Origin of the sequence: Paenibacillus sp. lzh-N1 (assembly GCF_002872435.1) — a bacterium.
In the GTDB taxonomy this organism is placed as follows: domain Bacteria; phylum Bacillota; class Bacilli; order Paenibacillales; family Paenibacillaceae; genus Paenibacillus; species Paenibacillus polymyxa_C.
The window spans coordinates 5044331-5057100 of the sequence record NZ_CP025696.1 but is presented as its reverse complement, the minus strand read 5'-3'; the positions used below and the strand labels follow the sequence as shown (position 1 = coordinate 5057100).

The 12770-nt window shown below is 47.4% G+C and carries 10 protein-coding genes; 9 read left to right on the top strand and 1 reads right to left on the bottom strand.

The window, feature by feature from the left end; translation table 11 throughout:
- Positions 1–3: 3 nt before the first annotated feature.
- The 9 genes from C0638_RS22220 (at position 4) to C0638_RS22175 (ending at position 12074) form a co-directional block, all read left to right on the top strand.
- Positions 4–987, top strand: coding sequence for an ABC transporter ATP-binding protein (locus C0638_RS22220; protein WP_040101467.1), 984 nt, complete (start codon positions 4–6; stop codon positions 985–987).
- The gene (locus tag C0638_RS22215) at positions 980–1948 is read left to right on the top strand and encodes an ABC transporter ATP-binding protein (RefSeq protein WP_013370914.1); all 969 of its coding nucleotides are present in this window, start codon (positions 980–982) and stop codon (positions 1946–1948) included. Before C0638_RS22220 ends, C0638_RS22215 begins: the two co-directional genes overlap by 8 nt.
- Before the next feature lie 282 nt (positions 1949–2230).
- The gene (locus C0638_RS22210) at positions 2231–3223 is read left to right on the top strand and encodes a cation diffusion facilitator family transporter (RefSeq protein ID WP_040101466.1); all 993 of its coding nucleotides are present in this window, start codon (positions 2231–2233) and stop codon (positions 3221–3223) included.
- 204 nt (positions 3224–3427) lie between these two features.
- Positions 3428–5344 (top strand): heparinase II/III family protein, encoded by a 1917-nt coding sequence (locus C0638_RS22205; protein ID WP_058710456.1) that lies wholly within the window; start codon positions 3428–3430, stop codon positions 5342–5344.
- A 16-nt stretch (positions 5345–5360) separates the two neighbouring features.
- The gene (locus tag C0638_RS22200) at positions 5361–7271 is read left to right on the top strand and encodes a hypothetical protein (protein WP_058710455.1); all 1911 of its coding nucleotides are present in this window, start codon (positions 5361–5363) and stop codon (positions 7269–7271) included.
- Positions 7272–7327: 56 nt separating this feature from the next.
- Positions 7328–8464: a glycoside hydrolase family 88 protein gene (locus C0638_RS22195; RefSeq protein WP_040101463.1), complete on the top strand. Its 1137-nt coding sequence runs from the start codon at positions 7328–7330 to the stop codon at positions 8462–8464.
- A gap of 394 nt (positions 8465–8858) precedes the next feature.
- A complete protein-coding gene (locus C0638_RS22190; RefSeq protein WP_040103737.1) occupies positions 8859–9377 on the top strand; it encodes an RDD family protein in 519 nt (172 codons plus the stop codon).
- Positions 9378–9813: 436 nt separating this feature from the next.
- Positions 9814–11781, top strand: coding sequence for an ATP-dependent DNA helicase (locus C0638_RS22180; protein ID WP_058710454.1), 1968 nt, complete (start codon positions 9814–9816; stop codon positions 11779–11781).
- Positions 11775–12074, top strand: a complete 300-nt coding sequence (locus tag C0638_RS22175) for a DUF6509 family protein (protein ID WP_025679121.1) — start codon at positions 11775–11777, stop codon at positions 12072–12074. The genes C0638_RS22180 and C0638_RS22175 overlap by 7 nt, the downstream gene beginning before the upstream one ends.
- Before the next feature lie 119 nt (positions 12075–12193).
- Here the strand turns inward: C0638_RS22175 and C0638_RS22170 are convergent, their stop codons facing one another.
- Positions 12194–12556, bottom strand: a complete 363-nt coding sequence (locus tag C0638_RS22170) for a hypothetical protein (RefSeq protein WP_058710453.1) — start codon at positions 12554–12556, stop codon at positions 12194–12196.
- Positions 12557–12770 lie beyond the last annotated feature (214 nt).

The window sequence follows — 12770 nt, the reverse complement described above, 5'->3', positions numbered from 1 at the left end:
ACCATGGACAATTTACTTTCTATTGAACATTTAAGCACTCATTTTTATACAGAAGAAGGAACGGTCAAAGCGGTGGATGATATCAGCTTTCGCGTGAAGCCGGGGGAGACGGTATGCATTGTGGGTGAATCGGGCTGCGGCAAAAGTATTACCGCCATGTCGATCATGGGCCTGATTCAGAGTCCCGGTGGTAAAGTGGCAGGCGGAAGTATCCGTTTTGAGGAAACCGATCTGCTAGAGCTTAGTAGAAATGAGATGCGCACGATTCGCGGACATGAAATCTCCATGATTTTTCAGGAGCCGATGTCTTCATTAAATCCGGTTATGACCATTGGTGAACAACTGTCGGAGCCACTGATTGAGCACTTAAAGATGGGCCGAAAGCAAGCTCGCAAGCGGGCACTGGAGTTGATTGAACAGGTCGGCATATCCCGACCGGAGCAGATATTAAAAAGCTATCCCCATGAACTGAGCGGAGGGATGCTGCAGCGCATTATGATTGCCATTGCTGTTTCTTGCGGTCCAAAGCTGCTTATTGCGGATGAGCCGACCACGGCACTGGATGTAACAATTCAGGCACAGATTCTCGACATGCTGCGTGAATTTAAAGCCCAGTCCAATATGTCGCTTATGCTGATCACCCATGATTTGGGTGTTGTTGCGGAGATGGCAGATTATGTAATTGTGATGTATGCGGGCAAGATCGTCGAGGAAGGCGAAGTGGTGCAGCTATTCAATCACCCCAAGCATCCCTATACGCAGGGTTTGCTCAAGTCCAAACCGGTGCTTAATCAGCGTCAAAAGGAGCTGTATTCCATCCCCGGGCAGGTGCCTAATCCGCTAGAGCTGACGACGTCCTGTTATTTTCATGACCGCTGTGGGCATTGTATGGACATTTGTCGTATAAAGGAGCCTACATTAAAAGAAGTTGCAGCTCAGCAGAAAGCATCCTGCTGGTTATATGAGGAGGCGGTTGTTCATGGCTGAGCCGTTGTTGGAAATAGACCGTTTAAAAACGTACTTCCCGGTGAAGTCGGGGTTTATGAACCGTACTTCAGGACATGTGCGGGCAGTAGACGATATAAGCTTTACGATCCGTCAGGGTGAAACCTTTGGCCTGGTGGGGGAATCGGGGAGCGGTAAAAGCACGGTGGGCCGCACGATTGTTAGATTGACGGATAAAACAGATGGTACCGTAAAATACAAAGGGGTGGATCTCCACAGCTTGTCGGCCAAAGGGATGCAGGAATTTCGTCCCAAAATTCAGCTGATCTTTCAAGACCCGTACAGCTCGCTGAATCCGCGTGTACGAATCGGAGATGCCATTGGTGAGGCGCTGCTCGATCACGGTATAGCTACCAAAGAAGAGGTCCGGCAGATCGTGCTGGACGTGCTCAAGCTGTGCGGATTGTCGGAATATCATATCGACCGTTTCCCACATGAATTTTCAGGAGGTCAACGTCAGCGGATCGGCATTGCCCGCGCGTTGGCGCTTCAACCGGATCTGATCATCGCCGATGAGCCGGTGTCAGCGCTGGATGTGTCCATCCAGGCACAGATTATTAACCTCTTTGCCAAATTGCAGGCCGAGCGGGGGCTGACATATTTGTTTATTTCCCACGATTTAAGTGTAGTTGAACATTTATGTTCCCGTATTGGCGTGATGTACCTAGGCTCTATGGTCGAAACAGCTTCGCGTGACGAGCTATTCGGCAATCCGCTGCATCCGTATACGAAGGCGTTGCTGTCGGCTGTGCCTATTCCGGTGCCGAAGCTGAAAAGAGAACGTATTTTGCTAAAGGGGGATATTCCAAGTCCGGTGAATCCGCCTTCGGGCTGCAAGTTTCATACTCGCTGCCCCTTTGCAATCGACCGCTGCTCTCAAGAGATTCCACGCTATCGTGAAGCTCGTCCAGATCACTGGGTGGCTTGCCATTTGGCTGAATGAACGAAGTTAAGTCAGCAAGTTTTGCAGCCGTTGACACAGCAGACCGTTCACCGCAATGAAACGGTTCTGCTAGATCAACGGCTTTTTGCTTTGAGGAATCCGTAGCTACGATCTTCCGTTTCGTGAGAGTCATGGGGAATCGTTACGATGGAATATATTATCATGAGTATTGATTCTCCTCAGTTGGTTAGGTAGAATATGGACGGGTTAAAAATAATACATAACAAGCGATTACATAATGTGGATATGTCAGATTATGTATACCTCAGGAGGAGCTACAAGATGGAAGTGAAACAGAAAGAGGACTCCTTTTGGAGTATGGTCAAAAAAGGAAATAAATCTTCAGGCTCGGCGGCATTGGGTAATACTGGCATTGCCCTGATTAAGGGGATTGCTTTTGCCTTGACAGGCAGCGGCTCTATGTTTGCTACGATGATGCATTCCATTGCGGATGCGGTGAACCAAATGTTTGTATTTGCGGGTAGTGTATTGGCAGAGAAAAAACCTACGAAACGTTTTCCTACCGGCTTCGGACGGGTAATTAATCTTTTTTGTATGGTTGCCGTTATTGTCGTAACGATTATGGCCTACGAAACTGTATTGGAAGGAATTCATTTGCTGCAGCATCCGGCCGAATCCGCACAAGGATTTTGGATTAATGTAGTGGTGCTGGTTTTGTCATTGGTGGTTGACGGATTTGTATGGAGCAAAGCGATGAAAGAAGTGCTGCATGAATCCAGAGTGGAAGCGAAGGGGCTAGGTATTTTTACCTCTGCCTTTCGTCATGTGGGACGTGCTGCGCCACCAACCCGCTTGGTGTTCTATGAGGATTTGGTAGCAACGACAGGCGGGGTACTTGCCCTGCTTGCTGTAGTTGTCACATCGCTGACAGATTTTAAGCTGCTGGACGGGATTTCGAGTATTCTCATCGGCTGTCTGATGGTCGGTGTAGCTTTCCGGGTCGGTTATGACAACATGGTGGGCTTGATTGGTGTATCTGCACCTCCTGATATCGAAGAACGTGTGGCTTCCATTATTTTGGCAGATACACATGTGACCGATATTTCTCAAATGCGTATTTTGCAGGAAGGACGTTACTATCACGTCGAAGGGGTGATCGAGCTTACTTCGGGCATGACGCTGGCAGATGCTGATGATATTAAATTTAGAGTCGAGGATGCTCTGCTGCGTGATCCTAATATTTCAGATGCCGCATTGGGGATTCTAGAGGATGACGGGATTAGAAACTGGAAACAAGAGAAGCCTAAAGCGTAGAAAAATGGACCAAAGCGAATTTGGACGGAACTCAAGAACGTAAATAAGAACCTTCATGACCACGACAACGTGGCGTGGAGGTTTTTTTATATTTTTCCAATTATATTCTTACCCCCCTTTGAATTTAGGCAGATTGTTAGATACAATGAAAGCGTTAACAAAAAAGAAAGTGAAACGAATGCTTCTCATGGGGAGGAAATGCGAATGAGTCTTCTGAAGGAGGCTTGGCCTGCTTCGCGGCTCGTCAACGCGCTGGCTGGCGGAGTGCAGAATTCGGCAAGACAACGTTTAAGGAGCAATTGGACTCAAAGGTTGCGGGCAACTGTCGATGAACCGGCATACGCCGAGCTTTGGAAGGACATCGAACGTATCTGCAATGATGTTCGGGAAGCACCACGGCTTGAACTACCGTTGTCTCTGTTCCAGCAATTTGCTAATACAGGGGAGCGCAAGCCGTATGAGGATGTATACTTTGAACGGCGCGGACGACTGGTTGCTATCGTGCTGGCAGCAGTTGCCGATCCGGAGCATCGGAAGATGAGAGAGGTGGAAAGCGGACTGCTGGACATATGTAGCGAGTACACTTGGGCGCTTCCTGCACATGTCAACGAAGAGGACACTGTAACACCGCCTTGGCAGCAGGTGGATTTATTCGCATCCGAAACAGCGCAAATGCTGGTTGAAATTTTATTGCTACTCGGAGAACGACTGGCTGATCACGTAGTCGTTCAGGTGCACAAAGAGGTCGAACGCCGTGTACTGGAACCTGTGTTTTGGCAGCCTCACCATTTTGATTGGGAAACGGCAGAGCATAACTGGTCGGCAGTATGCGCTTCAGGTTGCGGAATTGCTGCATTGCTGCTGGCAAAAGACGACTTTTCCAGAGCGGTAGCCATCGAGCGTATGCTGGGTGCACTGGATTGTTTTTTGGCAGGCTACAGAGAGGACGGGGGATGTCCCGAAGGCGTAGGTTACTGGGTGTATGGCTTTGGGTATTTTATATATTTTGCCGATATGCTGCGTGAGTTTACCGAGGGAGCTGTGGATATTTTGAACTCAGAAAAGGTAAGACAAATCGCAGCCTTTGCAGAACGAGTCCATCTGTCAGACGGTATTTTCGCTAATTATTCAGATAGTAGTGAAACTGAACGGTTGCCTTCTGGACTCATCTCTCATGTGAATTTTTTGCAAGGACGCCCATCTACACTCCCCTTTCGCGTACCTGGTTTGTTGGAAGATCCATGTCGCCGCTGGGCTCATGTATTGCGTAACCTAGTCTGGACCAATCCCTTGGTATATGGATCCGGTGAAGCCGTAATCGATTATTTGCCGCAACTCGGCTGGTTGATGTGCCGCAGCCGCAGTTACAGTCATCGCGAATCTGGGAGGGTGCAGGCTGAGTCAGGTGACGTACTTGCATTTTCAGCCAAGGCTGGGCATAACAACGAGCCGCACAATCATAATGATCTTGGACATTTCATCCTTCATGGCGGTGGCGAAAATGTACTCTGTGATCTGGGAGCAGGCTTGTACACGAAAGCCTACTTTTCACCAGGACGGGATTCGATTATCAATATTTCCTCCAGCGGTCATTCCGTGCCTATCATTAATGGGATCACGCAGCAATCTGGAGCAAAGGCAAGAGCCGTTGTACTCGATGCTGCTATGGATGAGATGGAGGGAGAACAGACGCTTACAAGGTTTAAGCTCGATTTGACATCTGCTTATCCTGTAGATGAGTTGACTGTTTTCACCCGCTCCTTTGTCTGGAGTGTACTGGAAGGTAACGAGGGAGCAAGGCTGACTGTCACTGATCATTTTGAGTTTGAGACGTCTGGTATGAACGTGAAGCCGTGGGATGTGGAGGAGCTTTTGATCAGCCGTATTCAGCCTCATACAGGAGTAGGCTTCGTGGAATGGAAGGGAACGAACGCAGTGGTTAGGCTAGATTATGATGCTGGCGTGCTAAGACAGCGGCTGGAGGCTGTGAAGCATATAGATCATGACGGAGTGGCTTTTGTGTTTTATAAGACATCACTGCAACTAGACTCTAATCGCTGGAACGGTTCAGCAAGCATCGATTGCAATCTGTTTTTTACCATACATCAATCTTCATGTTGAATGGGAGGCATACAGAATGAATAAGCTTCAAATAGGCAGCGTGTACCCTTGGCAGACGGAACTGGAGAGATTTATAGAACAGGAGGAAAGCGCACCAAATCGAGAAAATGACGGATGGACTCACGAACGTAAGCTGGCTGTGCTGGAAAAGCTAGTTCGTGCATATGCCTTGTATCAAGATGAAAACGGAGCTATCATTGATCCTCATTCTGAAAGTGAACGGTATTACTCCACTCCATCCTATGCGTTGGCTGCGGCTGTGCTGGTCAAAGAAGGCCGGCATGATTTACTTGAGTCTGCTGCTGCAGCCTTGACGCATAGCATAGCCTGTGTAGTCGAGGAAAAAGCACCAGATCATCACCCGGACTTTTTTCCAATTATGATGATGGGGGCGTATCGTATCCTTAAAAATCTGCTGCCAGAGCAGGCCACGGCTTGGAAACAGCAATTGAGCAGGATTCAGCCTGAGCAGACCTACATTTTTACGATGAGCAAAATGAAAAATCCAAACCGGATGATCAACTGGAATGCAATCATGATTTCCGGCGAGTTTTTGCGTGCCACTGAAGGGATTGCAGCCGATTCTGAGTGGATGGAGACGTATATCCGCAACTACCACTTACCTCGCTTTACCAGTTTGGGGCTGTACCAAGATGGTCCGCTGGATCGGCCCAATAGCCCATTCGCCTACGATATTGTCACACGGTTTCATCTGGGCGTGATGCTGGAGAACGGATATAATGGCGGCTGTGCTCTCGAAGTGCGTGACTACCTTCGCAGGGGAGCACTCAGCTCATTGCTGACTTTATCCCCGCATGGGGAAATTCCTCCGCGTGGAAGAAGCGCGCAACACCAATGGAACGAAGCGGCTGCGGCCTTTGTTTTTACAACACATGCGCAGCAGGCGTATACAGCAGGCGAGTATGGGCTTGCAGGTGCATTTCGGCGGGCAGCAGATCTATGCTGGCAATCGATTGGCCGTTGGCAGACCGATGATGGCAAACTGCATATCGTCCGCAACCATTATTCATCTGAGGCACGCCATGGCTTTGAGGTGTACTCGAATCATACCTGCTACAGTCTGTGGACGGCAGCTGTGCTGGCCCATACCCTCCTACATGGAAAGGAGATTGATCGCATTCCTCCAACCTCTATCCCGGCGGAGATCGGCAGTCGGGTATTGGCAACGGATGGCTGGTTTCAGACCGTCATTGCAGCTGTAGACGGGCAGCAAATGCTTGTGCAAACCTCAATCAACGATCCGTACAATATTCCGGGTATCGTACGTATTCAACGTTCTGCGTTGCCATCTCTGATCGGCCCATCCTCAGCAGGACACGCAGATCGCGGCTTTACGGGTTTCGCGGAGGGAGATATTTTCCCGCTGAGCTATACACCGGCCTGGCAAACCGAAGACGGAAAGTGGCACAGCTTGTCAGAAGGAATCCCTGGCACATTGGAGTTCGACCGTGATGGAGGGATTGATCCGCAGGATGGCGGAGGAAACGTACAGATGGAGCGCAGTTCAGCATCTGATGGAGAGACAGACTTTACTCTGCTGTGGGAAGGTCCATTCCCGGGAGTGAGGGAAATCCGAACGCATTATCGTCAGGTGCCTGGCAAAATTGAAGTGTCGTATGAGCTTCAAGGCAATATTCAGAATGTAGGGGCACTTATTCCATTGATGGCGTATGACGGTCGGGAACGAAGTGTGATTCATCATGTGATGACAGCCGGGAAAGAAACTGAAAGCATTCGAGTCGAATACGCAGGCGCAAGCCTTGAAGTCATCCCCACGACGGAAGGAACAAACGTGGTATGGCCGGAAGAATTGACTGCCGTAGCCTGCCGAAATGGTTTACTTAAGGGAGCGCGTCTGGAGTGTGGAGGCAGCCGCATTTCCTTTATCATTCGGTTACCTGAATAGATTAGGTCGGGAGCCATAGTTATCTTCAATCCTGTGGAAAGGGAGAGGAAAAAGAAATGACAAAATCAGAAGCATGGCTGGAACAATCGTGGGAGCTGGCATTGAATAAAACGCTTGCCTTGGCGGCAAGACTGGGGGACGCCTTTCCACATGTTGCAGAGGGTGGACGTTATGATAATTGTGAGGAAGCGTGGTGGACAGCAGGCTTTTATCCGGGGTTGCTATGGCTGGCCCATCGGGCACGTCCTGACAGTGAGACCGCCAAAATTGCACAACGCTGCGAGGCTCGATTGGAGAAAATACTCTATAATAGCGAAGCTGTAGACCATGATCTCGGTTTTATTTGGCTGCTCAGCGGTGTGGCCGCCCATCGGTTGACTGGTGATGCAGAGTCCAGAAGACGGGGGTTATTGGCTGCTAATTTGCTGGCTGCTCGTTTTAACGTGAATGGCCGCTTTATTCGTGCGTGGAACTTCCACTCGAAGGATATGGATACACGGGGTGTTGCGATCATAGACAGTATGATGAATTTACCCTTGCTCTATTGGGCCTCGGAGGAAAGTGGAGATCCACGCTTTGCTGCTCTCGCTGTTCAGCATGCAGATACCGTGGCACGTGAGTTCGTTCGTTCGGACGGCTCCATCGCGCATGTAATTGAGTTCGATCCGGAGATTGGAAAAAAGGTCGCCGAGCATGGCGGACAGGGATTTGCTGCCGGTTCCGCCTGGGCACGCGGCACGTCTTGGGCGCTGTACGGTTTTACGCTTTCGTACGGGTACACGCGCGATCCGCGTTATTTAAAGGTAGCCGAGAACACGGCTGACTTTTTCCTGTCCCAACTGGGCGATGCTTGCCTGCCTGTGTGGGACTTTAGAGCAGAAGAAGGGCACCGCGAAGCATGGGATTCGTCAGCTGCAGCCATTGCAGCTAGCGGTTTGCTGGAACTAGCAAAATATTCGGCACGTGCAGAGCAATTTACCAAAGCTGCAGAATCTATCCTCAAGGGCTTGCATCACACATGTACGGCATGGTGCCAAGAACATGAGGGATTGCTGATGAACGGAACCGTACATTATCCTGAGCAAAGACACATCAATGTGCCCATTATCTACGGCGATTACTTCTTTGTCGAAGCATTGGCAAAGCTGCGTGGTGAGGAAGGTTTGTTTAGTGTTGAAAGGCGAAAAGCATAGTGAGTAAGACGGGCAGGAACAATCCCATTTCCAATCGGGTGTCGCTTGTCAAATGCACGGAATGAATAGTAAGCAGCGTATGTGTAATCTCATTTACACATACGTTGTTTTTTTATCCGTGAAAAAGGCTGATTCTAATTCGATGCCAAAGTACTACGTATAGGTAGATAAGAGACTGTGGCGCGCTTATTTCGTGCCCACTCAGAGTAAAATTACGGTGTATAAGCGCTTAAATCCTAAAAGAATGTTCATTTTAATGCATGGAAATAGGTCTTTTCACTTGTTTATGAGTTTTTATTCGTAAATTGACAATTTAGGGAGGTGACCGTATGATATTTTCTTGGATAAAGGAATAAAATGGATTTTAACGAATGAAAAGGAGTTATACATCATTATGACAGTAGTAAGTGATAGTGTAAGAAAGATTTACGGAGGATTTTGGGTAAGAACGGCAGCGTTTATGATTGATCTGATCATTCTCTTTGCCATAGTCCTTTTAGTTGGGGGGACATTTTCCATAATTCCAGTTCTTCTGGATATAGAGGAGACGGGTTTCATACTAGAATTTTTTATTTGGATGCCGCTGATTCTTTGGCTTGTGCTACCATGGCTATATTGTGGTTTTTTGGAATCATCGAAAGTACAGGCTACGCCGGGGAAGCTTGTGTTTTCTCTAGTTGTAGTTAACAGCAAAGGAAACCGTCTAGGATTCTTACACGCATCCGGACGGTACTGGATTAAAGTCATTTCTTTTATGCTTGTTCATATTATTTACATTGTGGTTGCTTTTACTGCGAAAAAACAAGGAGTCCACGATTTATGTGCCAAAACCTTAGTTGTAAATAAAAAAGAGTTGCAGCGACATGAGCAGCAATCATCCTTGCCTCCAGCAGCTTCTAACATCATAAATTAAGGAAATTAACGTTGCGGAAGATGGAAGGGTACTTCCTTCATTTATCGGGGATGAACTTTTTATTCTGTCGGATCAGAGTCAAGAAACAATTGCAACAACCAGAAACCTGATGAATAGTGAAGTGTGAAAAACGATTCCAGCCGTTCAGAATAAACGGGTATATATGCTCGACAGCTCGTGGAATTTTGATGATGCCATTACGAGAGAGCGATTGCTGGAACAAATTCCAGATTTGATGAAGCAAAAGTAAACAAGGAACCAGCCAGTGCCTGAAAGCATTCGCTGGTTTCTTTGTTTTCTCATTATGTCATGAAAAAATTCCATTGTGACAAAATAAAAAATGTAAGTTATTCTTACAGTTTACATGTTCTTTTTAGCTTGTTTTGCGTTATAATGAAAGGATGCACATTATGAACGAATTGGAGGCACAGCCCGATTGACTACTTACCCTTTTGCCTTTGATCCGTCCAAGCCGTTTATTGAGCAGGCAAGTGACTGGATTGCAGATGTATTTTATGAAGTTTTGCCTGAAGTCGGCTTTGAGGTTCGGGATGAACAAATTTATATGGCATTCCAGCTAGAACGTGCCTATAAGGAAAAAAAGACCATTTTTGCAGAAGCAGGTGTAGGCACTGGTAAAACGCTGGTATACCTGCTGTACGCTATTGCATATGCCCGATACATGAGAAAACCGGCGATTATTGCCTGTGCGGATGAATCATTGATTGAACAACTGGTGAAGCCAGAAGGAGATATCGCCAAGCTGGCGCGGCATCTAAGCTTGACAATTGATGCCCGATTAGGGAAATCGCCAGATCAATATATTTGCTTGAACAAGCTGGATGAGGTGAGAAGCGGACTGGATGAGGACGCGGATGTTTTTCGCGATATTTATCAGGGTCTGCCTGATTTTGTCCATTTTCCAGATACGTTACAGTCCTTTACTCCATACGGGAACCGGAAAGAGTATCCTGAGCTAACAGATGGACAGTGGAGCAGACTTGGATGGGATGTATTTCAAGACTGTCTCGTCTGTCATCAGCGGCATCGTTGCGGACAGACGTTGTCTCGTGATCATTACCGCAAAGCGGCAGATCTGGTCATCTGCTCTCATGACTTTTACATGGAGCATGTATGGACCTATGAAGCGCGAAAGCGCGAGGGTCAGCTGCCGTTGCTGCCGGAGCACAGTTCTGTTGTTTTTGATGAAGGGCATTTGCTGGAGACAGCGGCACAAAATGCGCTTACTTACAAGCTTAAGCACACTCAATTTGAGTCTATTATTACTCGGCTGCTAGAGGGAGAAGTGCGGGAATCTCTGGCCATGACGATCGAAGATGCAATCTCCCAAAGCGAGGTTTTGTTTGCTGCGCTCAATAAGAGCAGTCAGCCAGTACAAGGGTCTAGCCGCAAGGAGTTTATCCTGAATGAATCGTTGATTCGGGAAGTGACCCGTTTTGGTGAACTGATCGGTACGATCGAGGAAGAGCTTGTGTTTGAAAGCGGGTTATTCTCGTTGGATGAGTATCAAGTCAAAATTGTAGAAGAACATTTGGAAATGATTCAAACTGCTTTGGCTTTGTTTAAGCGTCCTGAACTTCTCATTTCGTGGGTGACAGAGGATCAGGATGGATTAACGCTTGTGGTTATGCCGAAGATGGTAAAAGAGATTCTCAAAGAACGAGTATTTGCGCAGCATATTCCAATCGTATTCTCTTCGGCTACACTTTCCGTGGAGGGTTCATTTGACTATATGGCGCAGAGCCTCGGTATTGAAAACCCGCTAACGTTTTCCGTCGCTTCACCTTATGGCTACAGCGATCAGATGCAAGCCGCACTGTACCCGCTACAAGCGGGACATAACCCAATCCAGAGAGCGCTGACGCTGCTGGAGAAATCGCAGGGAAGAGCGCTTATTCTGTTTCCTTCTCAGGAGGAACTGACTGCCTTCCAAAGGGGTCTCGCTGCTTACCCAGAGGCATCTGCCTATCGTTTTCTGTATGAAGGCTCGGCTGAAATTAGCCATCTGATCTCCGCTTTTCAGAATGATGAGGAAAGTGTGTTGTGCGCTGTTACATTATGGGAAGGATTGGACATCCCTGGACCATCCCTGTCACATGTCATCATCTGGTCGCTGCCATTTCCTCCGAATGATCCGGTTTTTACGGCTCTGCGCAAGGATGCAGCAGATCCGTTTACTGAGATAGATATGCCTCACATGGCACTTAGACTCAGACAGGGCATCGGGCGTCTAATCCGCTCGCGTAATGATCACGGCTGGATCTCGATCATGGGTCAGGATTTGAATCGTCCAGAAGTACGCACACAAGTTGAACAACTACTGCCTGCCGGCGTAGAATGCACCATAATTGAAGGAAATCCGGAGGGAATAAAAACATGTTGAATTTTACAGCATATACAGTAGATCAAATTAAAGATGCTTTTGGTATTTTGAGTGGACAGCGTTATGAATTTATCATTGAGGTAGAGGTAGAGGAAGACGACGAGCTATACACTGAAAACGGAATATATATCCGTGCTCTTTATTTAGTAGACGAAGAAAAGACAAGACTGCTGAAGTATGAATTGTTTGAAAAAGCAACGGATCGTTACATTGAGCTTGAACTTGAAGATGATGAGCTGCAAGCAGTTGAAAACTTCTGTAAAGAACATGTACAGGATGGAGCAGTAAATTAACAGTAAGGACACTTTGCTAGCACAGCTAGCTATATATTGCAATCTATAATGAGGATATCAAGGAGCCTTGGCATGATCGGGCTCCTTTTTCCTATGACCAGTGAAGAAACTTATGTGATCTAACGCAGTCTGTCCCACACATTCACCATAAACAGCATAATACCCGCCGCGAGTAACACCCACCCTATGACGACCCACACTCCAGCCTCTGCTATCGCGTAATTTTTACCTATAATCCCCAATATCAACACTGGCAGACTGATGTTATGTATCCAAAAGTGGATACGTGCCAGAATCGTAACTGAAAGTGCAGGAAAGGTCACGTAGATTAGACCTATGATCCCAAGAGTCGTCCAGCCCAGCAAATGGATATGAGACTGAATAGGGGACAGGCTATAATTACCCGACACGCCAATGATTAGACTGAACAGCACACCGAGGGCAAAATATACAGCAGCTATCTTTAAACATTGCTTACCCATAGATGACATCCTCCTATGTTAGACGTGGGTATTTTGAGAGATATTTACCATCATATCGAGGCAGAATATCAAGGGTGTGGGTGTTGTGACTGGTCCATTTGACAAAAGCTTCAAATACACATAAAATCTTATTGCATCAATACTTACCGCATTACTATGTTTTTGGAGAAGACAGCGAATTTCTCCGACAATGGGCGCTAATTTTTGACCATTG